General features: G+C 66.2%; 22 protein-coding genes. All 22 read left to right on the top strand.

Annotated features, from left to right (window positions below; genetic code table 11):
- The first annotated feature begins 294 nt into the window (after positions 1–294).
- On the top strand, positions 295–939 hold the full coding sequence (locus F627_RS0113455) for a hypothetical protein (RefSeq protein ID WP_019584341.1): 645 nt from the start codon (positions 295–297) through the stop codon (positions 937–939).
- Positions 940–1,067: 128 nt separating this feature from the next.
- Complete coding sequence (locus F627_RS0113450) at positions 1,068–1,523, top strand: hypothetical protein (RefSeq protein WP_018879191.1); 456 nt, start codon at positions 1,068–1,070, stop codon at positions 1,521–1,523.
- Between the two features lie 956 nt (positions 1,524–2,479).
- Positions 2,480–3,184, top strand: coding sequence for a hypothetical protein (locus F627_RS0113445; protein WP_017926584.1), 705 nt, complete (start codon positions 2,480–2,482; stop codon positions 3,182–3,184).
- A complete protein-coding gene (locus F627_RS0113440; RefSeq protein ID WP_019584340.1) occupies positions 3,181–3,888 on the top strand; it encodes a hypothetical protein in 708 nt (235 codons plus the stop codon). Before F627_RS0113445 ends, F627_RS0113440 begins: the two co-directional genes overlap by 4 nt.
- Before the next feature lie 15 nt (positions 3,889–3,903).
- Positions 3,904–4,143, top strand: a complete 240-nt coding sequence (locus F627_RS0113435; protein ID WP_019584339.1) for a hypothetical protein — start codon at positions 3,904–3,906, stop codon at positions 4,141–4,143.
- On the top strand, positions 4,140–4,910 hold the full coding sequence (locus F627_RS0113430) for a TIGR03759 family integrating conjugative element protein (protein WP_019584338.1): 771 nt from the start codon (positions 4,140–4,142) through the stop codon (positions 4,908–4,910). The genes F627_RS0113435 and F627_RS0113430 overlap by 4 nt, the downstream gene beginning before the upstream one ends.
- 158 nt (positions 4,911–5,068) lie before the next feature.
- On the top strand, positions 5,069–5,389 hold the full coding sequence (locus F627_RS17360; protein ID WP_019584337.1) for a transglycosylase SLT domain-containing protein: 321 nt from the start codon (positions 5,069–5,071) through the stop codon (positions 5,387–5,389).
- Positions 5,390–5,403: 14 nt separating this feature from the next.
- Entirely contained in the window at positions 5,404–5,916 is a 513-nt protein-coding gene (locus F627_RS0113420) for a PFL_4695 family integrating conjugative element protein (RefSeq protein ID WP_018878700.1), read from the top strand.
- Positions 5,913–7,994, top strand: a complete 2,082-nt coding sequence (traD, locus tag F627_RS0113415; RefSeq protein WP_019584336.1) for a type IV conjugative transfer system coupling protein TraD — start codon at positions 5,913–5,915, stop codon at positions 7,992–7,994. Before F627_RS0113420 ends, traD begins: the two co-directional genes overlap by 4 nt.
- Positions 7,994–8,737 (top strand): TIGR03747 family integrating conjugative element membrane protein, encoded by a 744-nt coding sequence (locus tag F627_RS0113410; protein WP_018879196.1) that lies wholly within the window; start codon positions 7,994–7,996, stop codon positions 8,735–8,737. The genes traD and F627_RS0113410 overlap by 1 nt, the downstream gene beginning before the upstream one ends.
- Before the next feature lie 310 nt (positions 8,738–9,047).
- Positions 9,048–9,350 (top strand): RAQPRD family integrative conjugative element protein, encoded by a 303-nt coding sequence (locus tag F627_RS0113405; RefSeq protein ID WP_038032979.1) that lies wholly within the window; start codon positions 9,048–9,050, stop codon positions 9,348–9,350.
- Entirely contained in the window at positions 9,347–9,580 is a 234-nt protein-coding gene (locus tag F627_RS0113400; protein ID WP_019584335.1) for a DUF3262 family protein, read from the top strand. Before F627_RS0113405 ends, F627_RS0113400 begins: the two co-directional genes overlap by 4 nt.
- 12 nt (positions 9,581–9,592) lie before the next feature.
- On the top strand, positions 9,593–9,964 hold the full coding sequence (locus F627_RS0113395; protein ID WP_026142958.1) for a TIGR03745 family integrating conjugative element membrane protein: 372 nt from the start codon (positions 9,593–9,595) through the stop codon (positions 9,962–9,964).
- Positions 9,965–9,997: 33 nt separating this feature from the next.
- On the top strand, positions 9,998–10,330 hold the full coding sequence (locus F627_RS0113390) for a TIGR03750 family conjugal transfer protein (protein WP_017926573.1): 333 nt from the start codon (positions 9,998–10,000) through the stop codon (positions 10,328–10,330).
- The gene (locus tag F627_RS0113385) at positions 10,327–10,953 is read left to right on the top strand and encodes a PFL_4703 family integrating conjugative element protein (RefSeq protein ID WP_019584334.1); all 627 of its coding nucleotides are present in this window, start codon (positions 10,327–10,329) and stop codon (positions 10,951–10,953) included. The genes F627_RS0113390 and F627_RS0113385 overlap by 4 nt, the downstream gene beginning before the upstream one ends.
- The gene (locus F627_RS0113380; RefSeq protein ID WP_018879200.1) at positions 10,953–11,735 is read left to right on the top strand and encodes a TIGR03749 family integrating conjugative element protein; all 783 of its coding nucleotides are present in this window, start codon (positions 10,953–10,955) and stop codon (positions 11,733–11,735) included. The genes F627_RS0113385 and F627_RS0113380 overlap by 1 nt, the downstream gene beginning before the upstream one ends.
- Positions 11,720–13,126, top strand: a complete 1,407-nt coding sequence (locus F627_RS0113375; protein ID WP_019584333.1) for a TIGR03752 family integrating conjugative element protein — start codon at positions 11,720–11,722, stop codon at positions 13,124–13,126. The genes F627_RS0113380 and F627_RS0113375 overlap by 16 nt, the downstream gene beginning before the upstream one ends.
- Positions 13,119–13,502, top strand: coding sequence for a TIGR03751 family conjugal transfer lipoprotein (locus tag F627_RS0113370; protein WP_017941432.1), 384 nt, complete (start codon positions 13,119–13,121; stop codon positions 13,500–13,502). Before F627_RS0113375 ends, F627_RS0113370 begins: the two co-directional genes overlap by 8 nt.
- Positions 13,502–16,243, top strand: coding sequence for a conjugative transfer ATPase (locus F627_RS0113365; RefSeq protein WP_019584332.1), 2,742 nt, complete (start codon positions 13,502–13,504; stop codon positions 16,241–16,243). The genes F627_RS0113370 and F627_RS0113365 overlap by 1 nt, the downstream gene beginning before the upstream one ends.
- Positions 16,240–16,665 carry a hypothetical protein gene (locus F627_RS0113360; RefSeq protein ID WP_017926567.1) on the top strand — a complete coding sequence of 142 codons (426 nt, stop codon included), beginning with the start codon at positions 16,240–16,242 and terminating at the stop codon, positions 16,663–16,665. Before F627_RS0113365 ends, F627_RS0113360 begins: the two co-directional genes overlap by 4 nt.
- Entirely contained in the window at positions 16,662–17,057 is a 396-nt protein-coding gene (locus F627_RS0113355) for a TIGR03757 family integrating conjugative element protein (protein WP_019584331.1), read from the top strand. Before F627_RS0113360 ends, F627_RS0113355 begins: the two co-directional genes overlap by 4 nt.
- Positions 17,058–17,068: 11 nt before the next feature.
- Positions 17,069–18,091, top strand: coding sequence for a TIGR03756 family integrating conjugative element protein (locus F627_RS0113350; protein WP_019584330.1), 1,023 nt, complete (start codon positions 17,069–17,071; stop codon positions 18,089–18,091).
- Positions 18,092–18,161: the final 70 nt, after the last annotated feature.

Genomic DNA, 18,161 nt, shown 5'->3' with positions numbered 1-18,161 from the left:
CGGCGCGATCCTGGCCTCCATGTTCGCCATGCTGCAGTTGATGTGACCACCGGACCGTCTCCGGGGAGTCCCATTCCTTAAAACGACGCCCCTTCGGGGACGTCATTCCCCAGGGCCGCACGCGACCCTCGGGAATGACGGCTTTACCGCCCGCCTGAGCGTATCAGGCCCCTGAAAGCACCCCCGGATCGGGCAGGGGTGCGCCGGCTCACCGGTCGATCCATTCACTTCACCCACCACGGGGACACCGCTCCCCGTGGGGGCGGTCTGTCCCCTCCATTCGGAGACAGACACATGCGCTACTCTCAATTTCATGCCTGGGAACCCCTGGACGGGCAACTGCTGGACACCGTGGACAACTTCCGGCGTTTCATCGAAAACGCCGTTGCGTGCCGTCATCCGGAGAACAGCATTGAATACTGGTCGAAGCCCCGCGACATGAACGGCCAAGGCCTCCATGAGTATCTTTCACAGATCCACCACTGCGCCGTCTACGCCCATCCGGGCGGGTCGGAGGGCGACATCATTCGGGTGTCGCTTGCGACCCGAGACGGGGAATACATCCCCGTTTGTTTCGCAAAGCTGTTAGGGCCCGAGTTCGAGGTCTGGGACATCACGAAGACCGTCGCCGAGGCGGTCAATGGAATGATCCTCTACCACGAGCAGCCCATGCTTCCCCGTTTGGCGAGCCATTTCGTTCGTCTCAACCAGGGACCCAGCCTGATCGAACGACCGGACGGCAAAACGCTGATCCTAGAACTGGATGGCAACGGCGATCTCGTCGTGTCCATGGCTGGGGAGCCCCTGAAACCGGAAGCCCACCATCAAGTCGCGGACAAGCCGTGGCTTTTGGAGGCTCTGCTCCGTGAGTACAAGCAGTTCTTCGGAGATATGGGCAACCACCCCCTCGACTTCGTGACGAAACCCGTCGCCACGTAAGCCAGCCCCTTTACCAAGGGAGGCGATCGGTCCATCGGTATTGCCGGTGGGTCCATGACTTTTATTCACCCCAAGGGGACACCGTCCCCGTGGGGGCGGTCTGTCCCCTCCATGCAGGAGACAGACACATGCACACCTATGAACTCGCGGAGCTGTATCGCGACCCGCTGTACCAGAAGCGACTCCTGGAGGTCGGCACACGCGCGGAACTGCTTGCCTGGGCCGCCTGGAATGACCCCAATGGGGTGTTTCTCGACATGGACTGTGATGCCGAGGGCCTACCACGACTGAGCCGAGCGGAGGCCGCCAACGCGGTTTTAGGGATGATCGATTTCCCTCGGATCGTGGCGGCATCGCTTCCTTCGCCGGAATACCGCACCCTGCGGGTGTCCGACGAGGGCTCACCCCTGGTGGGCGATTACGTCGCCACGCTTCCTGCTCCGGACGCTCTCGGGAGACTGAGGACGCTACGGAAGGAAGCGAAGGCACTCGGCGGAACTACGTGGAGCAATGCGCGCGCGGACGTGGTCGAACTTCCGTGCGACGACGGGGAGCGACTGCAGCACGTCTTCCGCTGGATCTAATCTTGACGGCCTTCGGGCCGTCATTCCCGAGGGCCGACCGCGACCCTCGGGAATGACGGCGGAGATTCAGCATTTGCAGTCTGGAGGATTGCCCGGAATGGGCCCTTGCGGTTGAATGCGTATTACACCGCCCGCCTGAGCGTATCAGGCCCCTTGCCGACGCCCGTCGGCAAAAGCCCCTACGCGCCGAGAGTGGGGGTGCCGCATTTGCCCCTTTGCGGCGCGGCGCTGTCGGCTGATCCAATTTTGTCCCTGGCTCGGGTCAGTCGATCAATACCGAGCCTCGGTGGAGGTTCACAAGTCAACTCGTTGGGCCCTCCGGGCCCGGCACGAGTTCTTCTCGAATGGTTAAGGGGGGTCTCCCCACGGTCGGTGCATAGCGCCCGCCGTGGGGAGACCCTGGTCTCCGTGATTCAAATCACTGGCCGCCCACCGCCAGATGCAGCGTGGGTCCCTTTGTGCGGTACTGCCGCGCCATTCGAGATAGATCCATCCCCCCAAAACCATGGATCGCCGGAATACGACTCGCTACTTGCAGGAGGGTGAGATCGCTCCGCCCTGGGGAAACCTCCCACTCGACCGGGCCCTCGCACAATCGACGCGCCCGGTCCTGAAGCACCTCAATCGAAGTCAACTCGCGGATCAGCCACCCCCGACCCAACCGGGGTGGCTGGTTACGTTTTGCCCACGCCTGGCAAGTCCTTGTTCCCTCGCTTTCTTCCCTCTCTTTCCCATGCAGTTATCCCCAGTTTTTGTGGATAACTCAAAAACCCTTCGCGCTCGCTTCAGGATTTTTCGTAGTCGCCACACGCGGGACCCGGAGAATTGGCGACGTCCGCTGCCTTGGCGGCGGGCAGCCCATACCCCTTAGGGCTGGTGCCCGCGCCTCCTTTGGCGCGGGTCTTTATTCCAAGCAGGCGAGGCAAGACATGCGAACACGGTTACCCGCACTCCTTGTGGCGCTGGCGTTCACCTCCTGGGGAACCGCTGCGGCCAGTGACATTCAGGTGGGTCGATACCTCACCGCCACCGATGCGCCCGCACCCGAGCAGGTGCAGCCCCTGCAGGTCACGGTCCAGATGGATTTCCCGTCGGACGTCCGGCACGTCGGCTCCGCGCTCACCTACCTCCTGACACACAGCGGGTATCGACTGGAGGACCCGGCCAAGGCGGACCCGGCCATGCGGGTGCTCCTGACCCGACCGCTTCCCGAGGTGCATCGAGAGCTGGGGCCCCTGAGCCTTGAGAATGCGCTGACCACCCTCGCCGGCCCCACCTGGCGCCTGGTCGTCGATCCCGCCATGCGGGAAATCTCCTACGAGCCGCGTGCGCCTTATGCCGAGTCCGCACGGGCGCGAGGTCACGCGATCAAAGCCGACACCGTGCGCGACGTGCTCGCGCCACAGCCCCCAACAGCCCGCCTGTATGGTCCGGTTCAGCGCGGCGAGACCCTCGGTTCCATCGCCGAGGCGATTTCGCCGGAGCAGCCGACGCGCATGGCCGCCGCGCTGTTCGAGGCCAACCCGCACGCGTTCTTCCCGGCCAATGCGCCGAACCCGAATCAGCTCCGCACCGGCGCCGAACTGGAGATCCCCAGCGACGAGGTGGCCGCCCGGTATGCCCCGTCCCGCGCCCGGTCGATTCTGCGAGGTGATCAATGAGCACGAACGAGAAGTCGGACCATCGTCCAGCGCCTCAGCCCATCCCGCGCTGGCTCAAGATCGCGGGGCCGGTCGTCGGCCTCGCCGTCGTAACGGGGTTGCTCCTGATGTTCATCGGCGGCGGAGGGGCCGAAACCGAGGAACCCGCGCCCGTGCCGGCCGAACCGGTCGCCGAGGTCGATCAAGGGAACCTCAACGAACTGGAAATGCTGCTCGCCTCCCTGGAGGCACGGGTCGCCAGTCAGGACGAGGATCTGCGCGCGCTGCGCTCCGAGCAACGTGACTTTCGCGAGAAGCTCGACGGGCTGGAGTCCGCGATCGACCACCAGGGACCGGATCAGGCCGTGACCGACCGACTGGAGGCCCTGCAGGGTGAACTCATGGACCTGCGCGCCGAGGTGGAATCCTCGGAAGCCCTGGAGCCCATCGAGGCGCTGAGGGGCGATCTGAACGCCACGCAGCGCCGCGTCGCCCGCCTGGAGGAAACGCCTGAAACGCCGGAACCGAACGCCACCCTGACGGGTATCGAACACTGGGGGGCTCGCCACTTCGCCATCCTGGAAGGCGCGAGTGGCCGCGAGCGTATCCGCGTGGGCGGGCGCTACGGGCAATGGACGCTGGAAAGCCTCGATCCGGATGCAGGTGTCGCGGTCCTCCGGCACCCACGCGGGTTCATGCACGCCCTCGCCATCCACGACGAGTAGGAGCAGGAGACCATCATGGGTGGAGCTGTCGTTTTGCTGTTGATTGGAGTCGGCGTCATCGCGGCCACGCACGAACCGGAACCCGAGGTGGCACCCGAACCGCCCCCCGTCGAGCCCGTCGCGATTCCCGAGCCACCGCCGACCTGCCTTGACCAGGTCGCCGAGCGGACCCGGGTCGAAGCCGATCTTTCGTCCAAATGGGAACAGCGGGTCTATTTCATTGATGGGCGCCCCTGCATGCGGGGGTACCCATGACCCGGCCTCGCTACTCCGCGATCGCGTTGCTGGTGACGGTCGGACTGTCCGGCACCGTTCAGGCCAGCTCGGTCGAGTCCGACGCGACCCGCGCCGAGGCCCGGGCGTCCGAAGGCGTCGAAACGGCACCGGCCCGAACACAGCATTGGGATCTCTCCGACGCCGAGTGGGAACGCTACGACGCGATCATGGAGGGTCCACGGGGACTCTGGTCGCCGGATCTGGACCCGATATGGGTCCTGGGGATTCATGCGGAGACCGAGCGCGAACGTCGGTACTACGCCGAACTGGCCGTGGAGCAGGAGCGGGATCGCGTCACCGGAGAACTGGCCTTCCAGCATGCCTACGATGCCGCGTGGGATCGCCTGTACCCGGACCGGGTGCTGATCGAGCCGCGTGACCGGTCCGGCTCCGCGACGAGTACCACGCCCCGCATGAGTGAGCCGAGTACGCCCACCCTGGAGGACCTCCGCGCGGATGATCGCGTGGTTCTGGTTGCCGCCCGCGACTGCGACCGCTGCGGGGACATCCTGGAACGCGCCGTGGAGCGATTGCAAGGCGGCGCACAGTGGCGGCTGGACGTCTTTCTGACGGATACCGATGCGGATCAGGAGGTGCGCCGATGGGCGGCGGAGAACGCGGTCCCGATCGATCTGGTGCGAGCCGGTCGTATCACCCTCAATCACGACGACGGCACGCTGGCCGATCACGACACGCCCTCGCTGTTGCGGCAATCCGGGCAGCGCTGGCAGCCGGTCTTGCCCTAGCGCTTGCGACCCGGGCGGCAGCGGGCGTTCCTGAAGGCTATCACCGTGTCGCTCAGGCCGAGGGTGTTCCGGCCGATGTCCTGTACGCCCTCGCCGCCGCCGAGTCCGGCGCACGGCTGTCCACGGGTATCGCGCGACCGTGGCCCTGGACTCTCAACGTGGGTGGTCGGCCGGAGCGATACCGCACGTACCGGGAGGCGCTGGACGCCCTGGAACGCCACCTCGCGGCCGGGAAGCGGAACATCGACATCGGGCTCATGCAGGTCAACTGGCACTGGCACGAGGAACGCCTGCAGGACCCGGCCCGGGCCCTCGACCCCTACCGCAACCTCCGCATCGGTGCCGCCATCCTGCGCGAGCAGTACGAACGCAGCGGCCACTGGCTGGAAGCCAGCGGCCTCTATCACGCGCCCTCGAACACCACCAACGCCGCCCGCCACCGGGCCCGAGTCCAACACCATCTGGAGGCTCTGCAGTGATTCCGAAACCCCTTATGGCCGCTCTGCTGTCCTTCCTCCTTGTGCCCGCTTCTGCGCAGGCGCTGGAGGTGATCCTCGATACCGGCGAAGGCCAGCCGGCAGGCCCGTACCTTGAGCGCCTGGAGGGTGCCGAGGAGCCGACACCTCGCAATACGGCCGCGCTCCCCCCGTTGAACGACGCGGCCGAGCGCATGCTGCCCATCGAGCCCTCCCGCTTGCGCGTGGCACCGCTGCAGGGGCAGCCGCCGGCGCATGTGCGCGAGACACTCCGAAATATGCCGCGCCCGCTCTGCCTGGTGGGATCGGACTCGCAATCGCTCGCCTGGCTGGAACACCACCGGGTCGCGCTCATGCAGGCGGGGGCCGTGTGCATGCTCGTTCAGGCGGACACCCCCGAGGACCTCGAACGGGTGCGCGACACCGCGCACGGGATCCCGGTCCAACTCTCGCACGGCGATGATCTCGCCGAGCGGTTGCAGCTCGACGTCTACCCGGTCCTGATCTCGCGCGAGGGAATCGAACAGTGAGCCAGCTGCCCGTCGAGGCCCTGCTACGGCCGCCGGTCGAGTTCTACTCCGCCTTTGTGGCCGGCGCCGCCGCCGTCATCGCGGTCGCCGCGCCCTGGGCCCTGATGATGACCCCCTCGATCGCCTGGGTCGCGGCTTTGATGCTCGGGGCACTGGCCGTACACCGAGCGCGGCAGGGGTGGCGAATCGTCCGGTATCACCGCCACCTCCGACAGCTGCCCGAGTTCTCCATGAGCGCGAAACAGATCCCCGTCTCGCGCCGGAAGCTCTACCTCGGACGGGGGTTTCGCTGGACGCAGAAGCACACGCAGCGCTTGCGGGACACGATCCGGCCGGAAGTCCAGCATTACGTGGATCCCGGCCCCCTGTACCGCTGGGCCCGCCGCAAGGAGGTCCAGTGGGAGTCCACGCCCGGGCTGCGCGGCATTGCGCGCGCACTCGGGAAGCGATCCTGGTGGAACCCCCTGGCCCCTCTGCCTCCCGTGGGCGGGAAACCCGCGCTGCACGCCGTTGAGCCGGACGAGGAAGATGCCTGGACGGATCTCGGGGAGCGCGTGGGGCATACCCTGGTCCTGGGCACGACCCGGGTGGGCAAGACGCGGCTGGCCGAGGTCCTGATCACTCAGGACATCCGACGCGGCGACGTCACCATCGTCATTGACCCCAAGGGGGATGCCGAGCTGCTCAAGCGCATGTATGCCGAGGCCCGCCGCGCGGGGCGCGAAGACCAGTTCTATATGTTTCACCTCGGTTACCCGGACCACTCCGCTCGCTACAACGCCGTCGGGTCGTTCAGTCGGATCACCGAGGTCGCCACCCGTGTCTCGAACCAGCTCCCGAGCGAAGGCAACAGCGCCGCCTTCAAGGAGTTCGCGTGGCGGTTCGTGAACATCGTTTCTCAGGCGATCGTGGCACTGGGCCGACGTCCGGATTACCAACAGATCCTCCGGCACATCACCTACATCGAGCCGCTGCTGATCGAATACTACGAGCACTGGCTCCCCGGCGTGGCCCCCGAAGGCTGGAAAGAGGAAGTGGAGCGGCGCGAGGCCAACACCAACGAACGCCAGCTACCGCGCAACCTTCAGGGCCGGGACCGGCGAGCCATTGCCCTGATGCTCTACGCCAAGGAACAGGGCCTGTTCGACCCCGTGGCCGATGGCCTGCGCAGCGCGTTCGAGTACGACAAGACCTACTTCGACAAGATCGTAGCCTCGCTGCTCCCCCTGATGGAAAAGCTGACCACCGGCAAGACGGCGGAGCTGATCGCCCCCGACTATCTCGACACCGACGACTCTCGCCCGATCTTCTCCTGGCGGGAGATCATCCGCACCGGGGGCATCGTCTACGTGGGCCTCGACGCGCTCTCGGATGCCGACGTCGCGGCGGCCGTGGGCAACTCGATGTTCGCGGATCTCTGTTCCGTCGCGGGTCAGCTGTACAAGCATGGGCCGGACGACGGCCTGCCGGACGGTGGCCGGTCGGGACTCCCGACCGTCAACGTGCATGCCGACGAGTTCAACGAGCTGATCGGCGACGAGTTCATCCCCCTGCTGAACAAGGCCGGTGGAGCGGGGTTCCAGGTCACGGCCTATACGCAGACCTGGTCCGACGTCGAGGCCCGGATCGGATCCAAGCCCAAGGCCGGCCAGGTGGCCGGTAACTTCAACACGCTGGTCATGCTGCGGGTGAAGGAGTACGAGACGGCCGAAATGCTCACGGAGCAACTTCCGCAGGTCGAGATCAACACGCTCATGCAGGTATCCGGCACCAACGATTCGGCCGATCCCGAATCCGACCAGCACTTCTCCAGCCGCAACGAAGACCGCATCACGGTAACCGAGGTCCCGCTGCTCACGCCGTCCGACATCGTCACCCTGCCCAAGGGTCAGGCGTTCGCCCTGATCGAGGGGGGACAGCTCTGGAAGATCCGCATGCCACTCCCGGACAGTAAAGCGGATCCGGTAATGCCCGGGTCGCTCGCCGACATCGCCGAGCGCATGCAGCGCGATTACACCACCGCCGAGCATTGGTGGCAGGACACCGCCATGCCGGTCGCTCCGCAGGAATCCGCCTGATGGCGAGCGCGAACCGACAGGCATCGAAACACCCCGCGCAGCAGCGCGAGCCGGGGCTGATCGGGCGCACGCTGAACCTCGCGGGGCAGGTCGTCCTGTGGCTGCTCGCGGCGTTGCTTTTTTCCCTGGTGGCGGAATGGGTCGGCATGACCTGGATCTGGCCGGACCAGGGCATCCAGCACAGCCAGCAGATGCTCGAACGCGAGATCGGCTACCTCAACGAGGATTTTCGCCAGTCCATGTTGACCGCGGATCCGGGGAGCTACGCGCGCAGCTTCGCGGAGGTGTCCTATCGCTTCCTATTTGAGTACACGGGGATCCACTCGCTCGTGGAGTGGCTGTCGATTCCCGCGCACCCCGAGGATGGCCGGATGGTGCACTCCCTGCGCAACGGCTATCAGTCCATCGAGCCCTATGTCCTGGCCGGCATGGCGATCACGCAGGTCTTCGCCCTCCGCCTGGGGGTGCTGACCCTCGCCATGCCGGTGTTCGTCCTCTTCGCCATGGTGGCCCTGGTCGATGGACTCGTGCAGCGCGATCTGCGCCGCTGGGGAGGCGGCCGCGAATCGTCGTTCGTCTATCACCACGCGAAACGCCTGATGGCGCCCTCGATCGCCATGGCCTGGGTGGTCTACCTCGCGCTGCCGTTTTCGGTCCACCCAAACTGGGTCATTCTCCCGTTCGCCCTGCTCAATGCGATCACCATCGCCATTACCGCTTCGAGCTTCAAGAAGTACCTCTGAGAACCCCACCCACCGCTGCGAGTGTCACGAGCGCACCGCGTTTCTCCACCCCCGGACGGCCGGACGCCAAACCCCTTACCACCGACGTTCGACGCCGCACTCCCGCTCGGGCTTGCGATGCAGTCTGCTCGGCCCACCCACGTTTCACCCTCGCCAAACCCGCCCTTTCCGAAGGCTCGAATCGCACGGCGCAGGGGTTTCACCCATGGCGCCCGAAAAACCCTCGCGATCGGTTTGAGGATTTTTCGTAGTCGCCACGGCCGGGAATCAGAAGACTGTGTCTCACGCTAACGCCTCGGAGTCACACGCCATGCACAGGACCCTAGTCGCGCTCGCTACGGGCGTGGTGATGATCACCCTCACACCGGCGGCCCTGGCCGACCGCGATGCGGAACGCGAGAGCCTGAGCCGACTCGCGCACGAGATCCAGGCCCTGCACGCGCTGGTCGATCAGGCCGAAGCCCATGCCGACCCCGACGCACGGATCCGCTTCCAGTACGACTGGCTGCGCCACGACCTGGAGCGGGTGCAGGCCGGCATCGAGGAGCACCTCCGGGCACCGCGCGCCCAACCGCGCCGGGTCGAGCCCCTCAGTGGTGATTACCGCCGGTGAGCGGCGATGCCTCCAGTCAGTTCGAGCAGTGGGCCGGCGCGAGTGGCGCCGACCTGGGGCTCGCGATCGCGGCCATTGTCGCGGTCACCTATCTGATCTGGCTCATGTGGGTCGTGATGGGCCAATTCCGCGCCTGGAGCGATCGCGAAATACCGATGTTCGACCTGTTTTGGGTCGCCATTCGAGCTGCCGTGGTGGTGATGCTCGTGGGTTATTTCATCCGTCCATAGGAGGACACAACGATGTTGAGTACCTGTAAACGCTATTGGGCTCGCGCCCGCACCATGTTCCTGAGTGGCGTGGTGGTCGCCCTGCACACGACACCCGCCTGGGCGCAGAACCTGCCCACGGCCCCCGAGCCCGACGGAGGCTTCCAGGACGGCAACTGGATCGACCTCATGCGCGGCTACATCTTCGAGGGGGCGATCGTCCTCGGCACGCTGATCGCCGTCGCCTCCTTCCTGTGGGTGTCCTGGACCGCGCTGACCAAGTTCAATGAGGCCCGCCAAGGCAAGGCCGAATGGGGCGAGGTGGGTCTGCTTGGCGTGGTGGGTGCCGTGGTGCTCCTCGTCCTGAGCTTCTTCGTCAATCAGGCCATTTCGATCATGGAGTAATGCCGCGTGGCGACACCCGGACTCGAAAACCGAATGGCCGAACGGCTCAACGAGGAGCCGCCCATCTTTCGCGGCTGCTCCTCCAGTGAGCTGCTCGCCATTCTCGTGCTCGCCGTGATCGGCTGGCTACCCGTCGGGATCCTGCTCGGTTTCGTGGTCGGCGCTCCGATGATGGGCGTCGGATTCGCGGCGGTCGCCGTGCTGGGGACCGTATTCATCACCGCCACGATCTTCCAGAAGATCAAGCGGGGCCGCCCCACCGGCTACTACCAACAACGCGCCATGCTCGCCCTTCACCGGAGCGGCCTGCGCAAGGTCCCGGTGACGCTGCGCAGCGGGACCTGGGACCTGGGGAGACGTTCGTGAGATACCGCAAGGAACTCGACAGCGCCCGATCGCACATCAACACCCTTCGGGGCGTCATCGCCGTCATGGCGCTCGTGGCCCTCGGCCTGTGGTTTGGATGGCAGCAGGCCCCCGACCGCCTGACCGTGCACATCCCCCCGGATCTTCGGACCGGCGGGGTTCTGGAAGCCGGAGAGGTGCATCCCGCGTCGGTGTACACCTTCGCGTTCTACATCTGGCAGCAGGTCCATCGCTGGCCCGAGGACGGGCGTGCGGACTACCCGGACAACCTGTGGTCGCTGCAGGCGTTCCTGACGCCACGGTTTCAGCAAACCCTCGAAGCGGACCGAGAACAGCGCGAACGGCGCGGTGAGCTGCGGGATCGCAGCCGGTTCATCCGGGAGATCGACGGCCTGCGCTACACCCCGGACCGCGTGCAGGCCACGGGGGACGGGACGTGGACCGTATGGCTGGACGTGGAGGTCGAGGAGCGCATCGACGGCGAGCGCGTCAAGCAGGTCTTCATCCGCTACCCCCTGCGGGTGGTCGCCTACGACATCGACCCTGAATCGAACCCCTGGGGGCTCGCCCTCGCGGGCTTCGTCCAAGATCCCTATCGCATCGACCCGGAGGAGGAGCAGTAATGCGACCGATCCTCGCCATTGCCCTAATCGCGGCCCTCGCGGGGCCGGTGTCGGCCACCGCCGGCGACAGCCCCGACCGCATTACGTGGGACGGTACGCCCGTCCAGGTCACCCTGCCCGTCGGGCAGGAGCGGCTGATCCGCTTCCCGGCCGGGCACGTCCGCGTGGGGCTTCCACCTCACATTGATGATCAGGTCCGCGTGTTCTCGAACGACGGAATTGTGTACCTCAAGGCGCAATCCTCGTTCGGCCCCGCCCGCGCCGTCATTGCCGATGTCGAATCCGGGGCGACGTTCATGCTCGACCTTTCGGCCGAGGACGGCGCCCGCGCCAATGAGGTCGTCATTCATCGGCCGGGGAGTCGGCGGGACCACGCGACGGACGTCCCCGACGCCAAACCCGACCACCAAAACCTGGACTACGTGGCGCTGACGCGATTCGCGTCCCAATCCCTGTATGGCCCCAGCCGGCTCGCCCCGCAGATGCCTGGCGTGCGCCAGGTTTCGCTGAACCAGGAACCGGTCCGCCTGGTCCGGGGCGCGGCCGTCACCGCCGAACCGCTCGCGGCCTGGCGTGGCGGGCGCTGGTATGTCACCGCCGTCAAGCTGCGCAACGCCACGGAATCCCCGGTCACGCTCGACCCCCGCGACCTGCGGGGCGACTGGCTGACGGCCACCTTTCAGCATGCACGGCTGCACCCGGCCGGCCACGAAGCCGACACGACCGCCGTGTATGTCGTGTCGGACCGCCCCTTTGACGAGAGCTTTTGGGGGGTGCGCTGATGGTTTCCACCAAGGGCAATCGACTTCTGCCGATCATCGGCCTGGCCGTTGGCGCATTGATGATCCTGGTGATGCTTCGCTCCTGCGGCACCGAGCCGACGGCCGAGGCACCGGACTCGTTGGACCAGCGGCAGGCGGCGGCGCAACCGGACGCGGACACGGCCACCGACACCATCCGCACCCTGACGGCCGAGCAGCGCGAGACGCGCCGACAGCTGCGCGAACTGCGCGAAGACAACCAGCGGATGCGCGAGCAGCTGGCCGAGGAAGCACGGCAGGAGCCGGACCCCGAGCGCCAGAGCCACCTGGAGGGACTCCTCGGGCGCATGGACCAGCTCAGCTCCCGCGTACAGGACATGGGCCAGCAGCTGGAGCAGCGCGAAGAAGAGGATCCCGACCTGGTGCCCGGGAGCGACATCCCGATCGGCCTGGGTATCCGGGAGGACGAGGCCCCGGTTATTCGGGACCGCACCCGCACCGCAGAACCCGAATCCGCCGAGACCCTGCGTTGGACGAATCCCGTGGGCTACGACCCCGAGGAAGAAGGGGGCGGCCTTCTCGATCGCGGCCGTTCCGCGGCCGGCACCATCCGCGAGCGCGGCGCCGCCGGGGTGGAACGCGCGCGCGACACGGCGGCCCGCGCCACCGGCACGGATACGCCGGAGGAAGATCCCCGGTACACGGTGCCGCGCAATTCGACCCTGATGGGGTCAACCGCCATGACGGCCCTGATCGGCCGTGTACCGCACGGCGGGACGGTCGAGGATCCGGTGCCGTTCAAGGTGATCGTCGGCGAACGCAACCTGGCCGCCAACGACATCGACATCCCCAATATCGAAGGGATGATCTTCTCCGGGACCGCGATGGGCGACTGGACGCTGTCCTGTGTCCGGGGCTCGGTGGAGTCGGTCACCTTCGTCTTTCAGGACGGCACGGTTCGCACTCTGCCGGATCCCGATGGGGATTCCGGGGACTCTCTCGGCTGGATCTCCAACGAGCAGGGCGTGCCCTGCATCGCGGGTGATCGCATTTCCAATGCACCGGCCTACCTGGCACAGGCCACCGGCATCGTGACGGCACAAGCCGCTGCGGACGCCGCCGCTGCTGCTCAGACCACGCAGATCGTGAGTCAGGAGGGGTTCACACAGAACATCGTCACCGGCGACACCGGAGAGTTCATTGCCGGCCGCGCGGCTTCCGGTGCCGCCCGCGAGGTCGCGCAGTGGCTGCGGGAACGCCAGGAAAGCCACTTCGACGCGGTCTTCGCCCCCGCCGGCGAGACGGTCGCCGTCCACCTCGACCGGGAACTGAGGATCGATTATGAACTTGAAGGCAGAAGGGTCTCCCATGAAGCGTTCGAGCGCCGCTCTACCTATCGCACTCTTGATTAGTGCGGTCCTGACCGCCGGCTGCGCCTCCACTTCGGCGGACAAGGTGATCCCGAAGGACGGCCCCACGATGGACGAGGTGTACGAAGGACACTTCGAGTCCATGGGGCGCACCGATGTCGATGCCGCGCGTCAGGCGCTGCAACAGCCGATCGGCCGAGACGTCCAGGAGGGCACGGCGGATCTCGCGGGCTACACCCGATCCGCCCAGGACGAAATCGAGACGCGATTCAGTCGGGTCCCGAATCCGACGCTCGTGATGTTCGTCTACCCGCACCTGGCCGGTCGCGACGAGGTTCCCGTGCCCGGGTATTCGACGTCGTTCCCGATGTACGACCGCCACCACTATGCACTCCCCGGAGAGGCGGGAGCCCGATGATGCTGAAAATGCTCACCTCGCTCCTCCCCGGCCGTTCGGCAAGGGATGAAGACGAGAATCAGGGGCCCGACCCGAACCTGGGTGGGTCGCGTCCGGTGACGCAGGCCGAGGTCAAGGACCTTTACCGCCGGCCCAACTCGTTCACGGACCTGCTGCCATGGACGGACTACGATCCGGCGACTCAGGTGTTCCTCCTGGAGGACCAAAACAGCGTTGGTGCGCTGTTCGAGCTGATCCCGGCCAGCTCCGAGGCGCGCACGCCCGAGTACATGGAGGACCTGCGCCAACAGATCCAGGGCGCGCTGACCGATTCGGTTCCCGAAGTGGACGGGTCCCCGTGGGTGCTGCAGGTGTTCGTGCAGGACGATCCCGCGCTGGGCGGGGTCACCGACCATATCCGGTCCTACTCCCGCGAGCGGTCCGAAGACAATCCGTTTCGGGACGCCTACCTCGCGGAGGTGGACGACCATCTGCACCGGATCTCGCAGGAGGGCGGTCTCTTCGTCGATCAGCAGGTCACCGGCGGCGCGTGGCGCGGGCAGAAGCGGCGCGTGCGCGCGTGCCTGTACCGCCGCTCGATCGCGGGTGATCTGTCCCCCGAGGAGACCCTCAACCAGGTGGCCGCCCAATGGGCGACCTCCCTGGAGGCCGTTGGAGTCGGCGTGAAGCGTTGCAAGGCGCAGGACCTGTACGAATGGCTCGTCCCGTGGTTCAACCCCCGCCCCGAGGTCGCCGATGGCGACCCGGAGAAGCTGCTGAACGTCGCCCCCTATCCGGGGGACGAGGATCTCCCGTTCGGCCGCGACCTGGCCGAACTGTTCACCTATTCGATGCCGGTGTCGGATGCCGAGGCCGGCGTCTGGCGCTTCGACGGGATGCCCCATGCGGTCCTGAACGTCCAGAGTCTGCGGCAAGCCCCCAAGACCGGGCATTTCACGGCGGAACGCCAGGCCGGCGAGAACATCTATGCGCTGTTCGACCGTGCCCCCGAAGGCACGATCCTCTCGGTCACGATCACCATCCAGCCCCAGGACCAGGTCTCCAACCACATCGGGCAAATCCACGCCGCGTCCCGTGGGGACAACATCGAATCCCGGCTGGCACTGGAGGAGGTGGAGACCGCGCAGGAAGAACTCGCGCGCGGCAACAAGCTCTACCCCACCCAAATCGCTTTCTACATCCGCGCGGAGGACGACACGCAGCTGGTGCGCCGGCGCAACGAGCTGGCCTCGCGTCTGGTGGCGAACGGCCTCCAGATCATCACCCGAGAGGCCGAGCTGCTCCCGCTGGACACCTATCTGCGCGCGCTCCCGATGGCCTATGACCCGGCGCTGGAGCGCGTCACGCGCCGGAGTCGCTACGTGTACGCCGACCACCTCGCCGCCCTGCTTCCCCTCTACGGCCGCACGAAGGGAACGGACCATGCCGGTTTTCTGTTCTACAACCGGGGGGCCGAGCCCCTGATGTTCGATCCGCTGCATCCCTCGGACCGGAAGAAGAACGCCCACGCGCTGATTCTCGGCCCCACCGGGGCCGGCAAATCCGCCCTGCTCACCTATCTGATCCTCCAGATGGTGGCGGTCTACCGGCCCCGGATCTTCATCATCGAGGCCGGCAACTCGTTCGGTCTGCTGGGACAGTACCTGGACCACCGGGGCGTCTCGGTCAATCAGGTCTCCCTTACCCCCAAGGAGCGGGTCAGCCTGCCGCCGTTCGCGGCGGCGACCCAGCTCCTCGATGACCCCCTGGTAGACAAGAAGATCGAGGAAGACGCCCCCGACGAGGACGAGGAGGACGACATCGAGGAGGGACGCGACCTGCTCGGCGAAATGCAGATCGCGGCCAAAATTATGATCACCGGCGGCGATCCTCGCGAGGAGGCGCACATGCGCCGCCCGGACAACACCGCCATCGCCAACGGCATCCTCCGTGCCGCCAAGAATGTTCGCGCCGCAGGGCGCGAACAGGTCCTGACCGAAGACGTGGTCGCCGGTTTGCACGAGGTCGCGAAGGAGGAAGACTCCCCCGAACGCCGCAAGCGCGTCAGCGAAATGGCGCAGTCGATGGAGGTGTTCTGTCACGGGTTCGCCGGCAAGGTCTTCAACCGGGCCGGCGAGCGCTGGCCGGAGGCCGACGTGACGATCGTTGATATGGGGATCATGGCGCGCGAGGGCTACGAGGATCAGCTCACGGTGGCCTACGTCGGCCTGATGAACCATATCAACGACCTGGTCGAGCAACACCAGCACTCCGAACGCCCGACCCTCGTGCTCACCGACGAGGGGCACATGATCACGACCAATCCGTTGCTTGCGCCCTACGTCGTCAAGATCACGAAGATGTGGCGAAAGCTCGGGGCCTGGTTCTGGATCGCTACGCAGAACCTGGAGGACTTCCCGGATGCGTCCCGGAAGATGCTCAACATGATGGAGTGGTGGATGTGCCTGGTGATGCCGAAGGAGGAGATCGAACAGATCGCCCGCTTCAAGGACCTCACCAGCGAACAGAAGAGCCTGCTGCTCGGAGCCCGCAAGGAACCCGGCAAGTACGTCGAGGGCGTGGTCCTGGCCGACCAGGTGGAAACGCTGTTCCGCAACGTCCCACCCCCGATCGCCCTGGCCCTGGCGATGACCGAAAAGCACGAGAAATCGGAGCGCCGAAAGATCATGGACGAGCTGGGGTGCTCGGAAGTCGAAGCCGCCGAAGAAGTCGCGCGCCGGATCGGAGGGGACGCGCCGTGATCAATCAACACACCCTTTGGGCCTCCGACTTCGCCTGGACCGAATGGCTGTTGGTCGCCGGGGGTCGCAAGGGCCTGTTCCTGATGCCCGGCCACGACGGCATCCCGGAGCACCTGGAGATCCACACCCTCCCGCTGCAGGGCGAGGGCCAACTGATCCACAAGGGCGGTTGGCTCACCGATGCCCAACGCGACGGCGTACTGATGGAGCTGACACTGCACGGGCATTCGCCCGTGACACTGGCCCGCGAGTTCGAGCAGGCCGAGACGCTCAAGGGTCCGCTTCGGGATCTGGCGATCCGTCTGGCTGAGGCAGAAGGCCGGGTGTGCGAGCGCATGCTGAACGAACCCCAACGGCGCTTCCGGGCGCAGCTGCAACTTCCCTCGAAATCCAGCGCAGGAGGCCGCTCATGCGACGAATGATGGCCGTTCTACTCCTGGTGGGGATCGGCCCCGCCAGTGCCGACCCGGGGCAGATCGAGGTCTTCGTGACCACCGGTACGACCGTATCCACCACGCCGGCCGACCGCCGGGGGATCCCCGTCGAGATCCATCATGTGGACGCCGTGGACCGGGCAACGGAGGCCCTGAGTCAGGGGCTTCCAGCCGATCCCGAGGCCGCGGCCGCGATCGCCCAGGAGCGCCTGGACGCCCGGGCGCATCGGGATCTCGAAGCCGCCTACGAACCGCTGCTGCGCGCCTATCGCCTGAACATTGAACAAGTACCGGCCATCGTCTTCGACGGCCAGGCCGTGGTGTATGGCACGACGGACCTCGCGCGCGGCCTGCGCGAGTATGAACGGTGGCGGCAATGATCCGGGGGTCCATGCGCCGCATCGGCGCCGGAATCGTGGCCGCGCTCTGCCTGTTGGTGGGCAGCCCCGCGAAGGCCGAGGATCCGGACACCATTAGTACCTCCGAGATCACTTCACAGACGAGCAGCGCCCTCTCGTCCTGCCTGAATTGGGAGATCATCGGGGTCTGTCTGTGGCTGCGCTGCACCATTACCGGGTGCAGCGTGGTCACCACCGAGCGGATCCGGCACTACGTCCCGGACGCCGTCATTTCGGCCTACCAGAACACCGGCGAAAACCCGTGGGCCGAGATCCGGGGAGCGCTGGGGTCCGCACAGGAATCTGCCGCCGAATCGATCCTGTCCTTCGACGCTTTCGTGGGCGGCGGGAACACGCTGGAGGGGCGTCATTCCCGTGATGCGCGCCAACTGCGCTTCAAGGAAGCCGATGTGGTCGGGCACCCCTTCATGGAGATCCTGGAGTACATCGACGTCCCGTACATCTGTCCGGGCGCGGCCACGGCCGAAGCCTTCCACCCCTACTACCAGTCCGCGACCAGCGTACTCGCCTGGCGCTACGCGGTGCCCGAAATGTTCTACATCGAGTCCCTCCGGGAGGGTGAACGGGAGATCGGAGAGTGGGACGACTACACCTGGGGCGCGGTGTATCCCCGCTCGGGTTACGTCTCCCAGCCGGAGGATGCCAAGGCCGCCGCGATCGTCGCGCAGCGGGCGGGCGACATCACCACCCGGGAAGACCAGTCGGGGCATGTCTATGAACAGCTCCCGGGCGACGACGTGGTGCATGAGGACGGTTACCGCGTGTGGCTCCCCCCCGAACTGATGGAGCGGGACGAAGAGACCGGCACCTTCCAGATGCACATGCCCACAAGCACCAACACCTGCGAAGTGTTTGGGGAAGACGACACCGAGGACAAGGATGGCTGGTCCAGCGACAAGACCAACCTCAAGGGGAACTACGTCTGGACGCTCTGGCGCCCGTACAACTGCTGCGAAATCGGGGGCCAGGTCTACCTCGGCTCTGTCACGTTCTAGGAGACGGATCATGCGGATGCGGAAAACACTGATCGCTGCTACAGCCTGCGCGGCGCTTTGGGGACCTACC

It is taken from the genome of Thioalkalivibrio sp. ALE16, assembly GCF_000381305.1.
Lineage (GTDB): Bacteria > Pseudomonadota > Gammaproteobacteria > Ectothiorhodospirales > Ectothiorhodospiraceae > Thioalkalivibrio.
This window is presented reverse-complemented; position numbering and strand designations above follow the sequence as displayed.